The following is a 20,402-nucleotide window of genomic DNA, read 5'->3' on the forward strand; positions in this document are numbered from 1 at the left end:
CCGGCACACGGTTTGCGCGCCGGGGAAGGTTTGGCCAAGGATCAGCCGTCTTTTTGGTCGTAGGCTGTGCCCCACCCCCAGGCGCCAGACCCGAAACCGCGCGCCACGACGCGTTCGCGGTAGATGGCCGACACCACGTCGCCGTCACCGGCAAGCAGGGCCTTGGTGGAACACATCTCGGCGCAGATGGGCAGTTTGCCTTCTGCGATCCGGTTGCGACCGTATTTGGCGAACTCTGCGGTCGAATGCGTTTCCTCGGGGCCACCGGCGCAGAAGGTACATTTGTCCATCTTGCCACGTGATCCGAAGTTGCCCGCCTGCGGGTATTGCGGCGCGCCGAACGGGCACGCATAGAAGCAATAGCCGCAGCCAATGCACAGGTCCTTGGAGTGCAGGACGACCCCTTCTTCGTTCTGATAGAAGCAGTCAACCGGGCACACCGCCATACAGGGCGCATCCGAGCAATGCATACAGGCAACCGATATCGAGCGTTCGCCCGGGTCGCCGTCATTGATCGTCACCACTCTGCGGCGGTTGATGCCCCAGGGCACCTCGTGCTCGTTCTTACACGCGGTTACGCAGGCGTTGCATTCGATGCAGCGTTCAGCGTCGCAGAGAAACTTTGCTCTAGCCATTGTCGTCCTCCTTACGCTGCTGAGATCTTGCAGAGAGTCGCTTTGGTCTCCTGCATCTGGGTTACTGAATCATAGCCATAGGTCTGGGCAGTGTTCGAACTTTCTCCCAGCACATAGGGATCAGCGCCTGAGGGGTATTTGTCCCGCAGATCCTGACCCTGGAAATGGCCGCCAAAGTGGAATGGCATAAAGGCCACGCCGGCACCAACCCTGTTGGTCAGCATCGCCATCACCTTGACCTTACCACCCTCAGGCCCTTCGACCCAGACCTGAGCCCCGTCGCGAATGCCCAGGTTGTTGGCATCACGGGGGTTGATCTCGACGAACATGTCCTGTTGCAGTTCGGCCAGCCACGGGTTCGACCGGGATTCCTCACCTCCGCCCTCATATTCGACCAGACGACCAGACGTCAGGATTATCGGGTAATCCTTTGAAAAGTCGTTCTTCTGGATCGAAGCATACAGGGTTGGCAGGCGATAGGACTGACGATCCTCATAGGTCGGATAATCCTCTACCAGATCACGCCGGTTGGTATAAAGCGGCTCGCGATGCAACGGGATCGGGTCCGGGAAAGTCCAGACCACGGTGCGGGCCTTGGCGTTGCCAAAGGGCGCACAGCCATGTGCAATCGCAACCCTCTGGATGCCGCCTGACAGGTCGGTTTTCCAGTTGGTCTTTGGCCCCGCAACGGCGTCGATGGCCGCACGTTCTTCGGCCGTCAGATCGCCGTCCCAACCAAGATCCATTAGCATCTGCATCGTGAATTCGGGATATCCGTCCTGAATTTCCGACCCAACGCTATAGACCCCTTCCGCCAGCAGGTTGTCGCCATCACGTTCCACGCCAAAGCGCGCGCGGAAGGTCAAGCCACCTTCGGCCACCGGTTTGGACATGTCATAGAGGTTTGGTGTCCCCGTATGACCCATCTCTGGCGTTCCCCAGCACGGCCAGGGCAGACCGTAGTATTCGCCGTCGTTTGGTCCACCTATAGCTTGCAGCGTGGTTCTGTCGAACGTGTGCTGATTGGCCATGTGGCTTTTCAAACGCTCCGGCGATTGGCCTGTATAGCCGATGGTCCAGAGGCCCGAGTTGAACTCACGCGTGATGCTTTCAACATTTGGGGTTTCGGCGTCCTCCATCTCGATATTGCGGAAGAACCGATCCGCCCAGCCGAACTTGTTGGCGAACTTGGCCATGATGACCTCGTCCGGCAGGCTTTCGAACAGCGGATCCACCACCTTGTCGCGCCACTGCAACGACCGGTTCGAGGCCGTGACCGAGCCACGGGTTTCGAACTGCGTACAGGCGGGCAACAGGTAAACGCCATCGGTCCGATCATGCAGAACGGCGGAAACGGTGGGATACGGGTCGATCACGACCAGCATGTCCAGCTTTTCCATCGCCGTCTTCATTTCCGGCCCACGGGTTTGCGAGTTCGGAGCGTGCCCCCACAGAACCATGGCGCGGACATTGTTGTCCTGATCCATGTTGGCGGGGTCTTCCAGAACACCGTCGATCCAACGAGAGACCGGGATGCCGCGCTCATTCTGCAGCGGTTTATCCTTGCCCTCCTTGTCCTTGATCGAGGCGAACTGGCCGGACAGCCATTCAGGGTCTTCACCCCAAACGCGCGCCCAATGGCCCCATGCCCCTGCGGACAGGCCATAATAGCCGGGTAGGGTATGGGACAGAACACCAAGGTCCGTCGCACCCTGCACGTTGTCGTGGCCACGGAAGATGTTGGTGCCACCGCCCGACGTTCCCATGTTGCCCAAAGCCAGCTGCAGCACGCAATAGGCGCGTGTGTTGTTGTTGCCATTGGTATGCTGGGTGCCGCCCATGCACCAGATCACCGTGCCAGGACGGTTGTTGGCCATGGTGCGCGCCACGCGCTTAAGCTGTGATCCGGGTACGCCGGTCACACGCTCAGTTTCTTCCGGGTTCCAGTTGGCGACCTCTTCACGGATCTGATCCATGCCCCAGACACGGGTGCGGATGAACTCCTTGTCCTCCCAGCCGTTGTCGAAGATGTGCCAGAGGATACCCCAGATCAGAGCCACGTCAGAGCCGGGGCGGAACCGGACATACTCATCCGCATGCGCTGCGGTGCGCGTAAAGCGCGGGTCGCAAACGATCAGCGGCGCGTTGTTCTGCTCTTTTGCGCGCAGAACATGCAGCAGAGAGACCGGGTGTGCCTCAGCCGGGTTGCCACCGATGATGAAGATAGCCTTGGAGTTGTGGATGTCGTTATAGCTGTTGGTCATGGCGCCGTAGCCCCATGTATTCGCAACACCCGCAACAGTAGTCGAGTGGCAGATACGGGCCTGATGGTCCACATTGTTCGTGCCCCAATAGGCGGCGAACTTGCGGAACAGATAGGCCTGTTCGTTGTTATGTTTCGCGGAACCCAGCCAGTACACACTGTCCGGTCCGGATTCTTCGCGGATGTTCATCATGCCGTCGCCGATCTCGTTGATCGCCTCTTCCCAGCTGATGCGCTTCCACTCGCCGCCTTCCTTTTTCATCGGATATTTCAGGCGGCGTTCACCATGGGCGTGCTCACGGACCGAGGCCCCCTTGGCGCAGTGCGCACCCAGGTTGAAAGGGCTGTCCCAGCCGGGTTCTTGCCCGATCCAGACGCCGTTCTGCACCTCGGCCACAACGGTACAGCCGACCGAGCAATGCGTGCATATGGATTTGATGTTTTCGACGGCTTGATTGGCCGCTGACTGGGCACTGGCTGGCGTCACGGTTCCACCCGTGGCGCTGATCGCGGCCAACCCGCCGATCGTCAGGCCCGATCCGCGCAGGAACGCGCGGCGATCGACGGTTTTCTCGCCGACCTGGGACAGGATACTTGTCCGCTGGGAGCGTCTCGCAACCCCGTTGGTCTTTTTCCTAAGCATTTCTTTCCTCCCTTGCTGGCCATGTTAGCTATGGCTGGCTTGGTACTGTTGGTGCCGACGTCAGGGCCAATCGCAACCGTCAGTCGGGTGGTGACATCGTCCGGGGTTCAGAACCGGGCGCTGTCCAGATATGCGCGCGTATGCGCGGTGTCCTGCATGCGGGTCTCATCCGTCGGCAGCTCGGCTGCCTCGGCTTGTCCGCTCAGGCTGGCGGCGGCAACTGCAGCGGGCGCTGCGGTTCCGGCCAGTTTCAAGAAGTCACGGCGCGTGGCGCCTTCTTCCTTGGTTTTGCTCATGGGATCCTCCTTTCCCAATTGCGATCTAGCGCCTATTGGGGCGCTGGCGAATGGCGGGATCATCCCGCCGTCATTCGAAAGGCTTCACGCTCGATTTCCATGAAAACCCGACCGGCGGTGCCGACCGAGGCATAGAAAACCGAGTTTTCCGCAGCTTCCAAATCTGAATAGAAATGTGCGGCCCAGGGGCCGATGTGCTTGTTCCAGAACGCTTTTTGATCCTCCAGCGAGGCGGGCGCGCCAAAGCGACCGACGATCATACCCGCCATCATCTCCATCAACGAGGCGATATTGTCTTCGGGTTCAAACACGTTCTGCGCTCGTGTGATCTGACGAACCGCCATGTCGTTGCGCAGTTGCGCCAGCGGTTTTTCGTTCAGGAATCCAGTCAGGTAGAAACTAGCATAGGGCAGCAGTTCCCCGCGCCCCAGCCCAATGAACAAGGCATTGAATTCGCGTTCGGCAGCCGCGGGTTTGGTCACCTTGGCGACCCGCGACATGGCCTTGATAGCCTGACCCAGATCGGTTTCATCGCCGGTCAGACCAGTAACCTGAGACAGCAGCATCTGATCCGGAGGCGCCGCAAGCAGCAGCCCAAGGAAGTTATAGAAATCCGCGCGCAGACGATCCTCGGCTGAGACGTCCAGGTTTTGCGCGTTGCTTGCGGTCATACGGTTATCCTTCGTATTCAAACTTCATGCGGCGTGGGGCAGGCGTAAGCTCTGCCTCATCCGGGTCGTCGATTTCAGAAATCATTACAGGTTCTGCCGAGTGTACCTCGGGCGTTTCGGGCAACTCAGGCTCAGGCTCTGATGTTTGGTCTTCAACCTCAGGCGCTGCGTCTTCCTCTTCGGTCTGAGCGGCCAAAGCCTCGATATGGGCCAGCATTCCCTTGCCGACCTGATAGGCGGTCTGGATATTTTCGATCACGCAGGCGGCGTCGGTATAGTCCTCGCCGTAATCCACCAGCCCATCGACATTGGCCAGAACCGGGTTCAGACGCCAGAGCTGCCGAAGGGCGCGGCGGCGCAATCGGTCAGGCACTGCCTTGGCCATAAAGCCCGAGACGTCGTCACCAACTTGCAACTGATCAGGGTCGGGCAAATTGAATTCCGCCAGAATTTCAGCGTCAGTCTTTTCTTCCAGCTCGCCCCGCTGTTCAGCGAAAGCCTGTTCTTGTGCTGCTACAACCTCGGCTTTGGCCTCAGCCTGAACGGCGGCTTTGCGGCGCGACCAGAAATCGCGGGTTTCTGTCATTGCACAATCCTCCGCGGGGCGCGGAAAACATCCGAGTCCTGCCGGATGCGTACATCCCCTTTGCCGTCCTCAACCAGATCGGTGCGTTTCTTATCACGGCGGCGCTTGACGAAGACTTCGTTGCGATGATGCTCCAGTGCGAAATCACGTACCCAAGCGATCAGCCCATCAGTCATTGGGATTTTCTCGACAAGCTCTTCGCCGGTATCGGCGTAATCCTGTCCTTCGAACGGTGAGGCGGTCACCAGCACCGCGTCCATCGGCTGTGTTCCATCCAGCGCATCGCGCAGGACCAGATAGATCGAGGGTTGCCCGTCCGACAGGTTGACCATGTAGGCTTCGGCCTCATCTGACCACAGGGTCAGGGGCAGGGTGGCTGCATGGTATTCGACCGCTTCACCCTCGCGCCGCATCTCTAGCCAATCGGCCGGTCCAGCGCCGGGCAGCACGGCGACGGCGCGCCAGTTCCATTGCGCCCAGCGTGTAACCCCGGGTGTTTTGCGCACGACGACGCCGATTGGCATTTCAATCTGGCTGGCGGCCTTGGCCACTAAGTCCTCCCTGGAAAGCTCTCCCCTGCCTTCCTCAGGGTCTACTATGGTACACAAAGTAGCTTCCTGCCAAGTCCTTGGGTGGTCGAATATGCACCCCTCACCGATTGTTTACGGTCCTCGCGGCTATTATCGGGCTTTGTTCCGGCGATCCGGCCCCCACGGGCATTGCTACTTTCTTCAGAGGTTCTAAGCTGACCTTGGACTGGGGAGGACATCCGGGGGAGGTTATGGGTACGAGATTGCTGCTATGTGACTGTGCGGGAACGCAAACCATTGACGCTGAGAAACTATCGTCAGCTTGCGATGTCGCCTGCTCCAGAATTCACACCGCATTATGTACGAAAGAACTGGAAAGCGTCGCACAGCCGCTGCAAGAGGGCAAAGTCGTAATAGCCTGTACACAAGAGCAGGATGTTTTTCTGGCATTGGCCGATGAGTTAGGTGTCGAGGTGCCAGGGTTTGTCGATCTTCGCGATCGTGCTGGGTGGTCTGAACAAGGGCAGGATGCTGCCCCCAAAATGGCCGCGCTGGCTGCTGAGGCGGTGTTGCCTCAGCCGATCACACCCAGTGTCGATGTGGTCAGCGAAGGGACGTGTTTCATCGTCGGGCCCGGCGCGCTGAGCTTTGAAGTGGCAGAACGCCTGTCGGACCAGTTGGCCGTGACGGTCTTGGCTACTGATGACATGGACCCCATGTCGCGCAGCTTTGATGTGGTGCGCGGGCGCGTTCGTACTGTGAAAGGTGCGCTGGGCGGGTTTTCGATAAAGCTGGATGCGTTGCAACAGCTTGAACCCGGTGGGCGCGGGGCCTTTGGCTGGACCGAACCGCGCGATGGGGCGAACTCCTCATGCGATATGGTTGTGGATCTGACCGGCGGCACGCCTCTGGTTCAGGCCCCAGCCAAGCGCGAAGGGTATTTGCGAGCTGATCCCAAAGATGCGGTCGCTGTCGAACGGCTGGCGTTTGAGGCCATGCAACTGGTCGGGACATTTGAAAAGCCTCTCTATGTCCGGTTGGAAGAATCCCTCTGTGCGCATTCCCGTGCCGAACAGGTCGGGTGTACGAATTGCCTGGATATCTGCCCTACGGGGGCGATCACCCCTGCGGGCGAACATGTAGCCATCGACCCTATGGTTTGCGCAGGGTGCGGAGAATGCGCGGCGGTTTGCCCATCTACCGCGATAACTTACGAGGATCCGCCCGTTTCTGCGCTGCTGTCACGGATGCACATTCTGTCGCGCACCTACCGGCGTGCAGGCGGGCAAGCACCCCGGCTGTTGGTGCATGACGCGCATGGGGCCGAAATGATCCGCCTGTCCGCCCGTTTCGGACGCGGGATTCCAGCGGATGTGATCCCGCTAGAACTGAACGTGATCTCGGGCTTTGGCCATGCCGAGATGCTGGCCGCGCTGGCACATGGGTTTGCGCGGGTTGATGTGCTGCTGGCCCCAACAACCGAAAGGGATGCCTTGGACCGCGAACTGGCGCTGGCGCAGGCTATCGCTGGGACTGCAGGGTTGGCACAGATCGATGAGGCTGATCCCGATGCGCTGTCCGACCTGCTATATGCGCAGGACGTGCCGCCCCCCTTGGCCGACCCGGTTCTGCCGCTGGGAAATCGCAGGCAGATTACGCGACTGGCCGCACAGGCGCTGAACCCGCAGGCCGCAGCCCCGTTGCCCTTGCCCGAGAATGCACCCTATGGGGCCATCGCGGTGGATACGGACGCCTGTACATTGTGCCTCAGCTGCGTGTCCCTTTGTCCGTCAGGCGCTTTGGCCGACAACCCGGATATGCCGCAGCTGAACTTCCAACAGGATGCCTGTCTGCAATGTGGCCTATGCCGAACAATCTGCCCCGAGAATGCGATAACTCTGGTACCGCAACTGGATTTAAGTGATGCGGCCCTGTCTCAGGACGTGTTGAACGAAGAAGACCCTTTTGCATGTGTGGAATGCGGTGCCCTCTTTGGTGTCAAATCGACCGTCGAACGTATCATGGAAAAGCTGTCTGGTACGCATCCGATGTTTGCGACATCCGAACAGGCGCGCATGATCCAGATGTGTGACAACTGTCGTGTGAACGCGCAGTTCCAGCACAAGGACAACCCGTTTCAGTCAAACCCGAAACCCAAAGTCGTCACGACCGAGGACTATTTCTCGAAAAGAAAGGATCATTGAAGCTGTAGCGGCGCGCCCAGATCTGCTGCCTCGATGGCCGAGACAAAGGCCAGAATCGCCTCTAACTCCTCCAGCGTCATCTCGACCGGGTGGATTGGCGAAGGACGCAGAGGGTCAAAGGGCGGGGTTACGTCCTCAATCTGTGTGAAAGCGGGATGAGGGTTCAGGGCAAAGAAGGCCTCGAACCGTTCGGACCAGTCCGGAATAGCCCGCAGCACGGCGAAAGAGGGGGTGGAGCCAAGCCCGTTCATCTGGTTCTGCGGACCGATCACATGGCAGCGCCCGCAATGGGTCATCGACAGCTCCGCACCCAGGACAGCGTCGCCGTCGATCTTGTCGGTCTCGGTCGCGGCCTCGACCGTTAAGCTGGCGGAATAGGGCGGGCCGCTTTCGGGCGCGAAACTCTCAACGGTGCGCTTGCCGATGTCAGACAGCAGCCAGTCCCGAAACCGAAGCTGCTTTGTGTCGTCCAGTATGCGCAGGTGGTAAGTGACCCCGTGACGCGCGAAAACCGGATCGCCTGGCGGTGATCCACCCAGAGACATAGCGCCGGTATCGTCCGCAACGACACGTATCCCGGTCTTGAGAGAAAAACGCGGAAGAATATGTTGCAACAGACCAGAGTCTGTAACCTCATCCGGGGCGGCAAGCCCCAGCACCTCTTGCGACCAAGAGGGGGTAGCAGAGAGCAGCAAGCTCAGGCAAAAGAAGGTAACCCGCATAAAGGCAGCTTATCGGCCTGCGCCCGAATGCGTCAAATGAACGAAAAAAAGACGGAGACACATGCAATGAAACGTATCCCAACGACCGGGCAAACCAAAAGGGTAATGGCATGAGTGTTCGTGACGCGGTTCTGGCGAACCTGAAGAAAATCACCGATCCGGTTTCAGGCCAGGATATCGTCAGCGCCGGAGTTGTCCGCGCGTTGAATGTCGATGGCGATACAGTGCGCTTTGTGCTTGAGATTGATCCGAAACAGGCAGAGCGGATGGAGCCGGTGCGCGCCGCCGCCGAGCATGCTGCGCAGTTGGTGGAGGGGGTCGACAAGGTTTCCGCCATGATGACCGCGCATTCCGAAAAGGCCCCGCCTGAACTGAAGCCCAAGCCGAAACCATCTCAGACAGGTCCGCAGGCCGTTCCGGGTGTCGATCGGATCATCGCCGTTGCATCCGGTAAGGGCGGAGTCGGTAAATCCACCGTATCCGCAAATCTGGCTTGTGCTTTGGCTGCAGAAGGGCGGCGTGTCGGGTTGTTGGATGCTGATGTCTATGGCCCATCACAGCCTCGGATGCTGGGTGTCTCTGGCCGCCCGGCCAGCCCGGATGGCAAAACGATCCTGCCCCTGCGCAATCATGGCGTCACGATGATGTCGATGGGACTGATGACCAACGAAGGGCAGGCGGTCGTCTGGCGTGGTCCGATGCTGATGGGCGCGCTTCAGCAGATGATGGGGCAGGTTCAGTGGGGAGCATTGGATGTATTGATTGTCGACCTTCCGCCGGGCACCGGCGATGTGCAACTGACGCTCAGCCAGAAGTTCAAGGTGGACGGGGCCATCGTGGTGTCGACCCCGCAGGACGTGGCCCTGATCGACGCGCGCAAAGGGATCGATATGTTCAATCAGCTCAAGACGCCGATTATTGGGATGATCGAGAACATGTCGACCCATATCTGTTCCAACTGCGGGCATGAGGAACATGTGTTCGGACATGGCGGCGTCGCCGCTGAGGCCGAGGCGCTGGGCATTCCGCTGCTTGGTGAGATTCCGCTGCATTTGGATATCCGGGTTGCGGCGGATGGGGGCGCGCCCATCGTTGTCAGCAAGCCGGACAGCGCACAGGCCGAAGCTTTCCGCAAGATTGCCCGCGACATGATCACCAAGGGCAATGCATGACCCAGCCGGTCTTTCCTCCGTTGCTGACTGGACATGGCGTTCAGGGCGGGGAAGACCCGTTCGAACGCGCCCAGGCGATGGCAGCGCTGGGCTGTGATGCCGGAACGGTGGTCTACAACATTCAGGCCAACCGTTTGCGCGTTGCCATTGTATTTGCACCTGAGGTTCCATTGCAGGATGCCATGGTGATGTTGCCGCTTTGCGGAGTTGGGTTTCAGAATGCGCTGGGCGCTCTAGCCCCGCCCGAGGTTGCCGTTCATCTGGACTGGGGCGGCCCTATCTGTGTGAATGGTGCGACCTGCGGCAAGTTTCAGGTTGCTGCGTCGACTTCAGACCCTCAGATTGAGCCTGACTGGTTGATTGTCGGCTGGGAGCTGGCCTTGCTACAGACCAGCACCGCGCCAGGCCAGGCCCCGGATATCACAGCGCTCTACGATGAAGGGTGTGCCGAGGTCCAGCCTGTCCAACTGATTGAAAGCTGGTCGCGCCATATGCTGACATGGCTCAACCGTTGGCAAGAAGACGGCAACGCGCCGTTGCACAGCGAATGGTTGGGCCTGCTGCGTGGTGTTGGCGAACCCTTTGGCGAGATCGGGGTCTTTTTGGGCACTGATGAACGGTTTGGCATGCTTATCCGCAATGGTGCGGACACCCGCCTGCACCCGCTGACTGACTTACTGGAGAACGGATGATGAAACTGGCCCGTGCGATCCATTTCGATGAAAGCGACACGAATGTGTTTCATTCTCCGGCGCGAACGGGTGAGTGGTGCATTTCAGGCGGGTTCGAGTTTTCGAATTGGGGCGAAGGCGATTTGGAGGGTAAAGCCCGCCAGGCCTTTGCGAATGGTTGGTTGGGGGTTGAGACATTCGGCCGGGTGACCTTTGTAGCGGTGACGCAGGTTGAACAGGCCGAGATCGACCAGATTGCCCGGAATTTGGCGGAACATTTCGTGCAATTCTACGGGGCCCCATCGGTCGAGGCCGCCCTGGGTGTTGCGCAGGAAGAGATCGCGCATATGGCAGAGCTATGTGATGAACACGCCGCCAATACTCTGCTGACCGTCGCCCGTGAGCTGTCTGAAACCGGGGTGCTTGAGGCGTTTCGCATCATCACACCGCAGGAAACCCAGCTTGAGGCGCTGGCGGTCCACGGATCGCTGGACGAATAGGGCTTATAGCAGATCAGCAAAGCCGCCGAATTGACCGCGTTTGAAGATCAGGCCTTTGCCGGTGCGGTACATGGCCTGTTCGACTTCACCCACGATGATCAGATGATCCCCTGCCTCGTGCCGGGCATGAAGCTGGCAGTCGAACCGCGCCAGACAATCCGCCAGACGAGGGCGACCACGGTGATCTGCGGCCCAGTTGGCATGTGAAAAATCCGCACCCTCGCGCGCGAATTTTAGGGCCTGTTCCTGCTGTTCCTCAGCCATCACATGGATCGAATAGTGATCGCAGTCTTTGAAAGCGTCGAACCGGTTTGAATCCTTCGCCAGGCACCACAGCACCAGCGGAGGCGTCAGCGAGACCGAGGAAAACGAATTGACCGTGATTGCGCGGGGCCCCAGCGCTGTTTCGGTGGTGACAACGGTGACGCCGGTTCCAAAACACCCCAATGCCTCGCGAAACGCGGTGCTGTTGTCCGGGGTTGGGGTGAAGGTGCGGTCCGTCATCTCACGCTCATTCTGTGGCCGCGCCTCAGGTGCCATGGCAAGCCGGGATTGTCCATGAAAAGCTGCGCCTGAGGTGCATATTTCGCCCTCAGTTCAGGTCCTCAAGCAGACGACCGTGCCGGCGGGTTGCTTCGATGACCTCGCCAAACGTATTCATCCCGCGCGCTTGCAGCATCGGAAGCATCCGAACCAGCGCCTCGGCGGTGGCAACTGCATCACCCAATGCCGTATGGCGCAGCTCATGCGGAATTGTAATGTCCAGCCGTTCGCACAGCGCGTCCAAAGTGTGCGTGTCGCTGGCGCCGAACAGGACCGCTGATAGCAGGACCGTATCCAGTACGGGATGCGTCCACTCAACTTTCATACGGTCGGCGTGGCGTCGTAGAAACGCCATATCAAAAGGTGCATTATGAGCCACGATTACAGCATTTCGCGCGAATTCGTGAAAGATACGCCCGGCTTCGGCGATTTCCGGCGCGCCTTCGACCATTCGATCCGTGATCTTGTGAACCTTGGTCGAGGCGGCAGGGATCGGCATGACCGGGTTCACCAGCATATCCAACCTTTCGCCTTCGACCATCCGTCCATTTACCACACGGACTGCGCCGATCTGGACGATCTCGTCTTTGTGCGGCAGCAGGCCTGTGGTTTCGGTGTCGAAGACAACAAAACAAAGCTCGCGCAGAGGCAATGTCTCGAATGATTGGTCGGTGGATGTGTTCAGCAAACCAAAGTCATAGACCAGAGGTCTGGCAGCCTCAGGCGCTATATTGGCGGCGCTGTCATCTAGGATTAGCATATAGCCGGAAGTTTCCCCCAGCGGTTTCATGCGGGCTGAATAGGTCTGCGCCCCATCAATGCTGGTCAGCGAACAGGATGCCTCCATCCCGGTCTTGGTCAGTTTAGCATAGGCTTTCTGCAGCGCGTCTGGCTGGAAGTAATCGAACAGTGGCGCATTCAGGCGTGGATGCGAAATCTGTGCCAGAACCTCGGCGGCCTGTCCGTCATACAAAACGAGCCTGTGAGAGGCGCTAGCCAGCAATATGGCTACAGGAATTTCAGTCAAAAGCGCCCTAAGCCTTTGCTGTTCCGCAGCCAGATGCTCGGTTTCAGCAGCGACAGCCTCTGCCACGCCCATGGTCTTGTCGGACAGTTGGTTGGCCAGACCGGCAGCCGCAGGGGCCAGGTCGCCAAGATACCGCGCGGCTTGCAGATCGAGGTCGCGGCTGACACCGGCATGCGCTCGTGCGCGCAGTTCAGCGGAAAGCCTTTCGATCGGCTTGGCGACATTATCGTCGAACAATAGCCAGACAGCGGCGATCAGGGCCAGCAGACCGAACCCGATGACGATCTCTGCAAAGATGAACGCGTCAAAAAGGGCCGGATCCGCCGCCCGCCTGTAGCTTACCCAAAGCGCAACCGAGCTGACGGCAACTCCGCCGACCGCCAGTAGGCAGAAGAACAGGAAAATCCGCAGGCGCAGGCTTAATCGGGTCAGCATGTTACACTCCGCAAGTGGCCTCGATGATCGGATCGTTCGTAGAGCCTGTTACCCAATCGGCGTTCAGCAACTGGCCGTTGTCACCAAACTCTGCCCCATCCGCCAGATTGGCGCGTTGGTTCTTGTCGCAATCCACAGCGACCGGCAATTTTGAAACCGGTGCCCAACGACCAAAGAAATACAGTTCAACGAGGCGCCGCTCAGGCACTTGGTCATTGGTGCGCACAGATAGGGTGTCGATTGCGGCAAAACGATCAACAAAGGGCATCGCATAGGTCCAGGGACGGTACAAAGCGCGGCTTTCGACCTCTTGAATGATGATCAGACCATCTGGAAGCGTATCGCGCGTGCGGTCAAACCATGAATACTCGCTGTTGATCGTCATCCCGATCATGCCAATGCCCGCCGCGACTGGTGCGGACCAACGAGGCAGGCGTCCACCTGTCAGTTTGTTGATCACCATCACGATGCCGGCTAGGGCGACGCCTGCAAATATCGTGCCGATCAGTTCTAAGAACATGAATACTCTCCAAGGTTCCTGAGGGTTTAGCCCAGCATTCCTTTACCGTGGCCGACCGCCGATTGCATTGTTTTTACCACGACAAAGGCATCTCGCAGATGACTTCGCTCAAAGTCCGAAAGATCGGAAGGGGGCAGGAAATTGTCCGGCTTCTTGTTGCCTTTCACCAGACGGGCCTGATGGTCCAGCCGCGTTTCGGCGATCAGATCGTAAGCGTCCAGCAGGTCGCGGGTACCTGAGGGGCTGAGGACGCCTGCCGCCCCAGCTGCTTTCAGGCGGGCACGTGTATTGGCCTGGGACAGTTGCCCCTGAAGGCTGTATATCCGGGCCAGGTCAACCACAGGCACAACGCCATTATGCTTTAGATCCAGCGTGTTGCGATGTTCACCCGAGCGTACCGTAGCAAACCCGCGTAACAGGCCTAGCGGCGGCGTGTGCTTTAACGAGTTCGAGATCATATGTGCCACAAAGATTGAATTCGCTTGGGCCGCGGCCAGCGTTTCGGCCTGCAGGTCATCGAACAGGTGAAATGCGCCGCCAATGGGGCGCAGGTCGAACATGACCGAGGCCAGCATCTGCGCCTCGGGGTTTGGTTTGGCGATCCACCCGCGAAAATAATCACGCCAGACACTTACCGGTTGGCACCAGCGTGGATTTGTCGCCATCATGTCGCCCGGGCAATAAAAGTACCCACATTTATCCAGCCCGTCCGACACGATTTTTGCCAGTGCCTGGAAATATAGCAGGTCGTCATCGGTTACTTTGTCATCCAGCATCAAGCAGTTGTCCTGATCCGACACCCCGGTTTGTTCCTGTCGTCCCTGCGATCCACAGGCCAGCCATAGGTAAGGCACAGGTGGTGGTCCAAGCTGTTTTTCCGCCATTGCCAGCAAACGTCTGGTGGCTGTGTCGGCGATATCGGTAATCAGGCGCGTAACGATCTCGTGGCGATTTCCGGCAGCGACAAGCTGGACCAGAAGCTGGGGAATCTCTTCGGTCACTTCTGCCATCTGCTGCGCGGTTTGCGCATTTGCTATCCGGCGCACCAACTCGGCGGAATTGACCGCCTGATAGTGGGTCAGGTCTGTCTGGGTGACAATTCCGACCAGACGCCCAGCTTCGGATACCGGAATATGGCCGATGCCGCGCTCCATCATGATGTGAAGAACATCCGATCCGATATCCGACGGCGACAGCGTCACCGGGTTTGCCGTCATTATTGCCGATACAGGGGTATCCACAGACATCCCATCGGCAACGTATTTGCCCGAGATATCTCGTAAGGTGGCGATCCCCAAAAGAATGTCCCCCTCGGTGATGCAGAGAGAGGAAATATGTCTGTCCCTCATCATCTGCGCCGCTTCGCGAACGGTGGTAATAGGGGGGCAGGTTGCGGGGTTATGTGCCATCAGAACGTCGATAGCGCTGGTTGCAAGGCTTTGGGGGCTGGAGCGTTCCGTGCGGGTCCGATCAAAGAATTTGGCGACGATTTCATGTTCGTCAATGAGGTCTCGGATCAGGTTGGGCGGGATCACCAGAAAAACCGAGTTTGCGTGCGCCTGCGCTTTGGTCGCGGCTTTACCGTCTTTCAGTAAACCGCGTTCCCCGAAAGAATTGCGCAGCCCCAGATGAGAGACAATCGCGCCGTTCCTGTCAGTGATTTCAACCTGTCCTTCGTAAATCACGAATACGCCGGGCAGGGGCGCGCCCAGTTGATACACCGGGGATCCTTCTTCGACCTCCCAAACTTCGATCTGATCAGACAGCGTTGCCAAATCATCGGCGGGCAGGGCGTCATAAGGGTGAACGGATTTCAGAAACCGCGTGATCTCGGCTTGGGGCAGGGGCATCGGATACTCCTCGGTTTCTATTCGAAAAATCCCGCCCGGTGGAATGCCGGGCGGGAGTAGTCAGTCGAAAGAAACGGCCTTTGGCAAGGTGCTCAGGGGCCGCATCTCTACTCAGTGATCCTGAGCGGCACCCGCGCCACGGGGAATGCGGACGCTTTCGACCAGATCCTTGATCTCTTGCGGGGTTTCTTTGGTCATGCCAGCCACCACATAGGCGACAGTGAAGTTGACCAATGCACCGATCGCACCGAACGAAGTCGACTTGATCGTACCCAACAGAGGATCAGCATCCGTGAACGAGTTGGTATCCGGAATGAACAACCAGCCCTTGTGCAGGAAGATGTAGACCAGAGTCACAGTCAGACCAGCCAGCATACCAGCAACCGCACCGGTGTTGTTGATGCGGGTCGAGAAGATCCCCATCATCAGCGCCGGGAAGATCGAGGCAGCTGCCAGACCAAACGCCAGGGCAACGGTCTGCGCTGCAAAACCTGGAGGGTTCAGGCCCAGATATGTCGCCACAACAATGGCCACGCCCATTGCGATCCGCGCCGACAGAAGCTCGGATTTTTCCGAAATCTGCGGGTTGATCGCGCCTTTGATCAGGTCGTGTGACACAGCGGACGAGATCGCCAGCAACAGGCCCGCAGCGGTCGACAGAGCAGCCGCAAGACCACCGGCAGCGACCAGACCGATCACCCAACCCGGCAGGTTGGCAATTTCGGGGTTGGCCAGAACCAGGATGTCACGGTTGAACTTGGTCAGCTCGTTTCCGACCCAGCCCTTCTCTTCCGCAAGCGCCTGCATGTCGGCATTCTTGTCGTTATAGTACTGGATCTTGCCGTCGCCGTTCTTGTCTTCCCAGTCCAGCAGGCCGGTTTTCTTCCATGTAGCCATCCAGTCATAACGGGCGTCGTTGTCGATATCTTCGACGGATACGGCGCCACCTTCGATGCCGCCATTTGGCCACATCATGTCACTGATGTTTAGACGGGCCATTGCGCCAACCGCAGGGGCGGTCAGGTAAAGCAGTGCGATGAACACCAGCGCCCAACCGGCAGACCAGCGGGCATCAGCCACTTTCGGCACGGTGAAGAAACGCATGATTACGTGCGGCAGACCGGCCGTACCGATCATCAGCGACAGCGTGAACAGCACCATGTTCAGCGTGTCCGAGTGGTGGGCGGTGTATTCGTTAAAGCCCAACTCGGTCACGATCGCATCCAGCTTGGTCAGCAGCGGTTCACCGCTGGCGGTATCACCAAACAGACCCAGAGCCGGAACCGGATTGCCAGTCAGTTGCAGGGAAATAAAGATGGCTGGGATTGTGTAGGCGGTGATCAGCACGCAGTACTGAGCGACCTGTGTGTAGGTCACGCCCTTCATCCCCCCAAACACCGCGTAGGCAAAAACAACGGCTGCACCAATTAACAACCCGGTGGTGTTTGACACTTCAAGGAAGCGGCCAAAAGCTACGCCAACGCCGGTCATCTGGCCGATCACGTAGGTCACAGACGCTACGATCAGACAGATCACCGCCACGATACGCGCGGTCTGGCTGTAAAAGCGGTCGCCAATGAACTCTGACACGGTGAACTTGCCGAACTTACGCAGGTAAGGGGCAAGAAGCAGCGCCAGCAGCACATAACCACCGGTCCAACCCATCAGGAAGGACGAGTTGTCATAACCGGTAAAGGCGATGAGGCCCGCCATCGAGATGAACGAGGCCGCAGACATCCAGTCTGCCGCTGTCGCCATACCGTTGGTGACCGGGTGAACGCCGCGACCGGCGGCGTAGAATTCTGATGTGGACCCAGCACGGGCCCAGATCGCGATGCCGATGTAAAGCGCAAAGGACGCGCCCACAAACAGCAGGTTGATGGTAAACTGGTCCATAGGGTCTTACTCCTCCTCAACGCCGTATTCAGCGTCTAGCTTGTTCATCCGCCAGGCGTAGTTGAAGATCAGCAGCAGAAAGACCAAGATGGATCCCTGTTGCGCGAACCAAAAGCCGAGATCGGTTCCGCCGACGGAAATGCCGGACAGAAGTGGACGCAGCAAAATGCCGAATCCAAACGACACCAGCGCCCAGATCACCAGGCTGATGTAGATAAGACGCAGGTTGGCCTGCCAATAGCCCTTATCGGCTTCGGCAGTCTGCGCGGAGTGTGTTGATTGATCCGCCATCGCGGGTTCCTCCTTCGCTTCCTCTTTGAGCGGCCCGTTGTCCTAACCCTCCAGCGCGCGGGGCCACTTTTCGATATGCTTGATGCCAGGTGGCATCAGGCAAGACTTCTCTGGTCCGCCAGAGCGGGTCCTTTGAAGTTTTCCTTTAGGAATTCGGCCCTTATTGAGGGTGGGTCATATTCCCCTAGTTCATTGTGTCGCTGACGATCCGTTCCAGATTGCCGGCGATGTCTTCGATATTGCCCATGGCGTTCAGACCTTTCAGAACGCCATGGTCTTGGTAATAAGTGATCAGCGGCGCGGTCTGCGCATGATAGGCAGCCAGCCGTGAGGCGACGGTTTCAGCATTGTCATCTGCGCGGCGCTTGAACTCGGTCTTGCCGCATTTGTCGCATTTGCCTTCGACTGCGGGCGTTTTGAACCGATCATGGAACCCTTCGCCACATCCGGCACATGTGTAACGGCCGGAAATACGGATCACCATTTCAGCGTCTTCAACCTCAAGACTGATGGCTGCGTTGATCTGCTGACCGGTCTCTGACAGCAGCGCGTCCAGCGCCTGTGCCTGAACCGTGGTGCGGGGGAAGCCATCCAGAATGACGCCTTTGGCGCAATCCGGCTCGGCCAGACGATCCCGCAGGATTGCAATTACGATATCGTCACTGACCAGATCACCCGCCTCCATGACAGCTTTGGCGGCTTTTCCGGCTTCGGTTCCCGCGGCAACTGCCGCCCGTAACAGGTCACCCGTGCTGAGTTGGACAAGCCCGAACTTGTCTTCGAGCATACGGGCCTGTGTACCCTTCCCGGCGCCCGGGGGGCCGAGAAGGATCAGTACGGTGGGTGTAGTGATCGTGGCAGCGTCCATCACATCCTCACTTGCTTGCGCGGTTTTCGATCAAGTTGTCGACCACGGACGGATCAGCCAAGGTCGATGTGTCACCGAGCGATCCAAAATCATTCTCGGCGATCTTACGCAGGATACGGCGCATGATCTTGCCCGAGCGGGTTTTTGGCAGGCCAGGAGCCCATTGGATCACATCCGGGCTGGCAATCGGTCCGATCTCAGTCCGAACCCAGGTGCGCAGCTCTTTCACAAGCTCGTCCGAGGGTTCGCGATCATTCATCAAGGTGACATAGCAATAGATGCCTTGCCCCTTGATATCATGGGGATAGCCCACAACCGCGGCCTCGGCCACGGCAGCATGTGCCACCAGAGCGCTTTCGACCTCGGCCGTACCCATGCGGTGCCCCGAGACGTTGATCACATCGTCCACACGTCCGGTGATCCAGTAATCGCCATCCTCGTCCCGGCGGCAGCCGTCACCGGTGAAGTAGTAGCCTTTGTAGTCCGAGAAATAAGTCTTCTCGAACCGTTCATGATCGCCCCAGACCGTACGCATCTGGCCGGGCCAGCTGTCCTTGATGCACAGCACGCCTTCGACGCCGTTGCCGTCGATCTCGACCCCGGATTGCGGGTCCAGAACCACAGGTTGGATGCCAAAGAACGGCTTCATGGCCGAGCCGGGCTTCATCGCGTGGGCGCCGGGCAGGGGGGTCATCAGGTGACCACCGGTTTCGGTTTGCCACCAGGTGTCCACGATCGGGCAGCGCCCACCGCCGACAACGTCATTGTACCAGTTCCACGCTTCCGGGTTGATCGGCTCACCCACAGTGCCCAGCGTGCGCAGATCGCTCAGATCGCATTTCTCGACCCATTCATTGCCTTGCCCCATCAGGGCGCGCAAAGCGGTAGGGGCCGTGTAGAATTGATTGACCTTGTGCTTTTCACAGACCTGCCAAAAGCGGGATGCATCCGGATAGGTCGGAACACCTTCGAACATCAGCGTGGTCGCGCCATTGGCCAGCGGGCCATAGACGATATAGCTGTGGCCGGTCACCCAACCGACATCGGCGGTACACCAATAGACGTCGCCTTCATGGTAATCGAAGGTGATCTCATGCGTCATTGCCGCATAGACCAGATATCCGCCGGTGGTATGCACCACACCTTTCGGCTGACCGGTCGACCCGGAGGTATACAGAATGAACAGAGGGTCTTCGGCGTCCATTTCCGCAGGCGCGCAATAGTCATCCGCCTCGAGCGCCATTTCGTTATAGTCGTAGTCGCGCCCGTCGATCCATGTGGTCTGGCCGTTGGTACGCTTGACAACCAAGCATTTCACCGTGTCCTTGCAGTGCAGCAGGGCCGCGTCTGCGTTTGACTTCAACGGTGTCTTACGGCCGCCGCGAGGGGCCTCATCAGCTGTAATCAGAACCTTGGCGTCGCATCCGTTGACGCGTGCAGCCAGGGCATCAGGGGAAAACCCTGCAAAAACAATCGAGTGGATTGCGCCGATACGTGCGCACGCCAGCATGGCATATGCAGCCTCGGGGATCATCGGAAGATAAATGACTACGCGGTCGCCTTTGCGCACGCCCATGGAAACCAGGATATTCGCCATCCGGCAGGTGCGGCGGTGCAGTTCGGCATAGGTGATGTGTTGGGCGGGTTCATTCGGGTCATCAGGTTCCCAGATGATCGAAGTCTGATCGCCGCGTGTATTCAGATGACGATCCAGGCAGTTGGCTGAAACGTTCAGAGTGCCATCCGCATACCAGTTGATCCCGACCGAGCCCAAATCATAGCTGACGTCTTTCACTTGGGTATAGGGTTTGATCCAGTCAACGCGTTTGCCCTGTTCGCCCCAGAATGCAACGGGGTCGTTTATAGAAGCCGTGTACATTTCGCCGTATTTCTTGGCATCGACATGCGCACGCGCTGAAATTTCTGCGGATGGCGGATAAACTTTGGCATCTGCCTGAGCAGCGGTTGTCATTCTGAGGTTCCTCCCTCTGGACTTAAATTCACTGGGACAATCTTGCCCGCTGAACAGGCAATGTCGACCTGTTTCCTCCCGATGCAGGATAATACGGAGATCAGAAA

The 20,402-nt window shown here is 58.6% G+C and carries 19 protein-coding genes; 4 read left to right on the plus strand and 15 right to left on the minus strand.

The features are described 5' to 3' along the window. Positions 1–41: 41 nt before the first annotated feature. From fdh3B to AC2FFB_RS00905, 6 genes are all read right to left on the minus strand, one after another. Positions 42–635 (minus strand): formate dehydrogenase FDH3 subunit beta, encoded by a 594-nt coding sequence (fdh3B, locus tag AC2FFB_RS00880; protein WP_085821701.1) that lies wholly within the window; start codon positions 633–635, stop codon positions 42–44. 11 nt (positions 636–646) lie between these two features. Further along, on the minus strand, positions 647–3,541 hold the full coding sequence (locus tag AC2FFB_RS00885; RefSeq protein WP_496693276.1) for a formate dehydrogenase subunit alpha: 2,895 nt from the start codon (positions 3,539–3,541) through the stop codon (positions 647–649). A 107-nt stretch (positions 3,542–3,648) separates the two neighbouring features. Next, a complete protein-coding gene (locus AC2FFB_RS00890) occupies positions 3,649–3,837 on the minus strand; it encodes a ubiquinol-cytochrome c reductase iron-sulfur subunit N-terminal domain-containing protein (protein WP_142634359.1) in 189 nt (62 codons plus the stop codon). A gap of 59 nt (positions 3,838–3,896) precedes the next feature. Continuing rightward, entirely contained in the window at positions 3,897–4,508 is a 612-nt protein-coding gene (locus AC2FFB_RS00895) for a TorD/DmsD family molecular chaperone (protein ID WP_271946579.1), read from the minus strand. Positions 4,509–4,512: 4 nt separating this feature from the next. Continuing rightward, complete coding sequence (locus AC2FFB_RS00900; RefSeq protein WP_496874382.1) at positions 4,513–5,094, minus strand: DUF3306 domain-containing protein; 582 nt, start codon at positions 5,092–5,094, stop codon at positions 4,513–4,515. Then, positions 5,091–5,645 carry a DUF3305 domain-containing protein gene (locus AC2FFB_RS00905; RefSeq protein ID WP_142634353.1) on the minus strand — a complete coding sequence of 185 codons (555 nt, stop codon included), beginning with the start codon at positions 5,643–5,645 and terminating at the stop codon, positions 5,091–5,093. The genes AC2FFB_RS00900 and AC2FFB_RS00905 overlap by 4 nt, the downstream gene beginning before the upstream one ends. Before the next feature lie 230 nt (positions 5,646–5,875). Here AC2FFB_RS00905 and AC2FFB_RS00910 point away from each other — a divergent pair, with 230 nt between their 5' ends. Beyond that, positions 5,876–7,828 (plus strand): 4Fe-4S binding protein, encoded by a 1,953-nt coding sequence (locus tag AC2FFB_RS00910; protein WP_142634351.1) that lies wholly within the window; start codon positions 5,876–5,878, stop codon positions 7,826–7,828. Here AC2FFB_RS00910 and AC2FFB_RS00915 read toward each other — a convergent pair. Further along, complete coding sequence (locus AC2FFB_RS00915; protein ID WP_496874383.1) at positions 7,822–8,550, minus strand: hypothetical protein; 729 nt, start codon at positions 8,548–8,550, stop codon at positions 7,822–7,824. The genes AC2FFB_RS00910 and AC2FFB_RS00915 overlap by 7 nt on opposite strands. A gap of 110 nt (positions 8,551–8,660) precedes the next feature. Here AC2FFB_RS00915 and AC2FFB_RS00920 point away from each other — a divergent pair, with 110 nt between their 5' ends. The 3 genes from AC2FFB_RS00920 to AC2FFB_RS00930 are packed head-to-tail and all read left to right on the plus strand — an operon-like array spanning position 8,661 to position 10,893. Next, positions 8,661–9,722 (plus strand): Mrp/NBP35 family ATP-binding protein, encoded by a 1,062-nt coding sequence (locus AC2FFB_RS00920; protein WP_281972241.1) that lies wholly within the window; start codon positions 8,661–8,663, stop codon positions 9,720–9,722. Continuing rightward, complete coding sequence (locus AC2FFB_RS00925) at positions 9,719–10,414, plus strand: biotin/lipoate--protein ligase family protein (RefSeq protein WP_496687669.1); 696 nt, start codon at positions 9,719–9,721, stop codon at positions 10,412–10,414. Before AC2FFB_RS00920 ends, AC2FFB_RS00925 begins: the two co-directional genes overlap by 4 nt. Next, positions 10,414–10,893: a DUF6505 family protein gene (locus AC2FFB_RS00930; RefSeq protein WP_281994741.1), complete on the plus strand. Its 480-nt coding sequence runs from the start codon at positions 10,414–10,416 to the stop codon at positions 10,891–10,893. The genes AC2FFB_RS00925 and AC2FFB_RS00930 overlap by 1 nt, the downstream gene beginning before the upstream one ends. Before the next feature lie 3 nt (positions 10,894–10,896). Here the strand turns inward: AC2FFB_RS00930 and AC2FFB_RS00935 are convergent, their stop codons facing one another. The 8 genes from AC2FFB_RS00935 to acs all read right to left on the minus strand — a co-directional run bounded on the left by AC2FFB_RS00935 (position 10,897) and on the right by acs (position 20,295). Beyond that, positions 10,897–11,397, minus strand: a complete 501-nt coding sequence (locus AC2FFB_RS00935) for a flavin reductase family protein (RefSeq protein WP_281994740.1) — start codon at positions 11,395–11,397, stop codon at positions 10,897–10,899. Positions 11,398–11,485: 88 nt separating this feature from the next. Continuing rightward, positions 11,486–12,898: a 3'-5' exonuclease gene (locus tag AC2FFB_RS00940; protein WP_271946595.1), complete on the minus strand. Its 1,413-nt coding sequence runs from the start codon at positions 12,896–12,898 to the stop codon at positions 11,486–11,488. A 1-nt stretch (position 12,899) separates the two neighbouring features. Beyond that, positions 12,900–13,418, minus strand: coding sequence for a hypothetical protein (locus tag AC2FFB_RS00945; protein WP_496874384.1), 519 nt, complete (start codon positions 13,416–13,418; stop codon positions 12,900–12,902). Between the two features lie 26 nt (positions 13,419–13,444). Next, entirely contained in the window at positions 13,445–15,268 is a 1,824-nt protein-coding gene (locus tag AC2FFB_RS00950; RefSeq protein WP_271946600.1) for a DUF294 nucleotidyltransferase-like domain-containing protein, read from the minus strand. A gap of 111 nt (positions 15,269–15,379) precedes the next feature. After that, on the minus strand, positions 15,380–17,164 hold the full coding sequence (locus AC2FFB_RS00955) for a sodium:solute symporter family protein (RefSeq protein WP_142634331.1): 1,785 nt from the start codon (positions 17,162–17,164) through the stop codon (positions 15,380–15,382). Positions 17,165–17,170: 6 nt separating this feature from the next. Beyond that, positions 17,171–17,455: a DUF4212 domain-containing protein gene (locus AC2FFB_RS00960; RefSeq protein WP_142634329.1), complete on the minus strand. Its 285-nt coding sequence runs from the start codon at positions 17,453–17,455 to the stop codon at positions 17,171–17,173. 184 nt (positions 17,456–17,639) lie between these two features. Further along, positions 17,640–18,323 (minus strand): adenylate kinase, encoded by a 684-nt coding sequence (locus AC2FFB_RS00965; RefSeq protein WP_142634327.1) that lies wholly within the window; start codon positions 18,321–18,323, stop codon positions 17,640–17,642. A 7-nt stretch (positions 18,324–18,330) separates the two neighbouring features. Beyond that, complete coding sequence (gene acs / locus AC2FFB_RS00970; RefSeq protein WP_496874385.1) at positions 18,331–20,295, minus strand: acetate--CoA ligase; 1,965 nt, start codon at positions 20,293–20,295, stop codon at positions 18,331–18,333. Positions 20,296–20,402: the final 107 nt, after the last annotated feature.

It is taken from the genome of Ruegeria sp. YTSA219 (assembly GCF_059609985.1).

Excerpts from the sequence above, each read along its gene's own strand:
- AC2FFB_RS00930 (WP_281994741.1), top strand. The coding sequence starts at position 10,414 with ATGAAACTGGCCCGTGCGATCCATTTCGATGAAAGCGACACGAATGTG.
- AC2FFB_RS00960 (WP_142634329.1), bottom strand. The coding sequence starts at position 17,455 with ATGGCGGATCAATCAACACACTCCGCGCAGACTGCCGAAGCCGATAAG.
- AC2FFB_RS00935 (WP_281994740.1), bottom strand. The coding sequence starts at position 11,397 with ATGACGGACCGCACCTTCACCCCAACCCCGGACAACAGCACCGCGTTT.
- fdh3B (WP_085821701.1), bottom strand. The coding sequence starts at position 635 with ATGGCTAGAGCAAAGTTTCTCTGCGACGCTGAACGCTGCATCGAATGC.
- AC2FFB_RS00945 (WP_496874384.1), bottom strand. The coding sequence starts at position 13,418 with ATGTTCTTAGAACTGATCGGCACGATATTTGCAGGCGTCGCCCTAGCC.
- AC2FFB_RS00950 (WP_271946600.1), bottom strand. The coding sequence starts at position 15,268 with ATGCCCCTGCCCCAAGCCGAGATCACGCGGTTTCTGAAATCCGTTCAC.
- AC2FFB_RS00915 (WP_496874383.1), bottom strand. The coding sequence starts at position 8,550 with ATGCGGGTTACCTTCTTTTGCCTGAGCTTGCTGCTCTCTGCTACCCCC.
- AC2FFB_RS00895 (WP_271946579.1), bottom strand. The coding sequence starts at position 4,508 with ATGACCGCAAGCAACGCGCAAAACCTGGACGTCTCAGCCGAGGATCGT.
- AC2FFB_RS00955 (WP_142634331.1), bottom strand. The coding sequence starts at position 17,164 with ATGGACCAGTTTACCATCAACCTGCTGTTTGTGGGCGCGTCCTTTGCG.
- AC2FFB_RS00910 (WP_142634351.1), top strand. The coding sequence starts at position 5,876 with ATGGGTACGAGATTGCTGCTATGTGACTGTGCGGGAACGCAAACCATT.
- AC2FFB_RS00890 (WP_142634359.1), bottom strand. The coding sequence starts at position 3,837 with ATGAGCAAAACCAAGGAAGAAGGCGCCACGCGCCGTGACTTCTTGAAA.
- AC2FFB_RS00965 (WP_142634327.1), bottom strand. The coding sequence starts at position 18,323 with ATGGACGCTGCCACGATCACTACACCCACCGTACTGATCCTTCTCGGC.
- acs (WP_496874385.1), bottom strand. The coding sequence starts at position 20,295 with ATGACAACCGCTGCTCAGGCAGATGCCAAAGTTTATCCGCCATCCGCA.
- AC2FFB_RS00925 (WP_496687669.1), top strand. The coding sequence starts at position 9,719 with ATGACCCAGCCGGTCTTTCCTCCGTTGCTGACTGGACATGGCGTTCAG.
- AC2FFB_RS00885 (WP_496693276.1), bottom strand. The coding sequence starts at position 3,541 with ATGCTTAGGAAAAAGACCAACGGGGTTGCGAGACGCTCCCAGCGGACA.
- AC2FFB_RS00920 (WP_281972241.1), top strand. The coding sequence starts at position 8,661 with ATGAGTGTTCGTGACGCGGTTCTGGCGAACCTGAAGAAAATCACCGAT.
- AC2FFB_RS00940 (WP_271946595.1), bottom strand. The coding sequence starts at position 12,898 with ATGCTGACCCGATTAAGCCTGCGCCTGCGGATTTTCCTGTTCTTCTGC.
- AC2FFB_RS00900 (WP_496874382.1), bottom strand. The coding sequence starts at position 5,094 with ATGACAGAAACCCGCGATTTCTGGTCGCGCCGCAAAGCCGCCGTTCAG.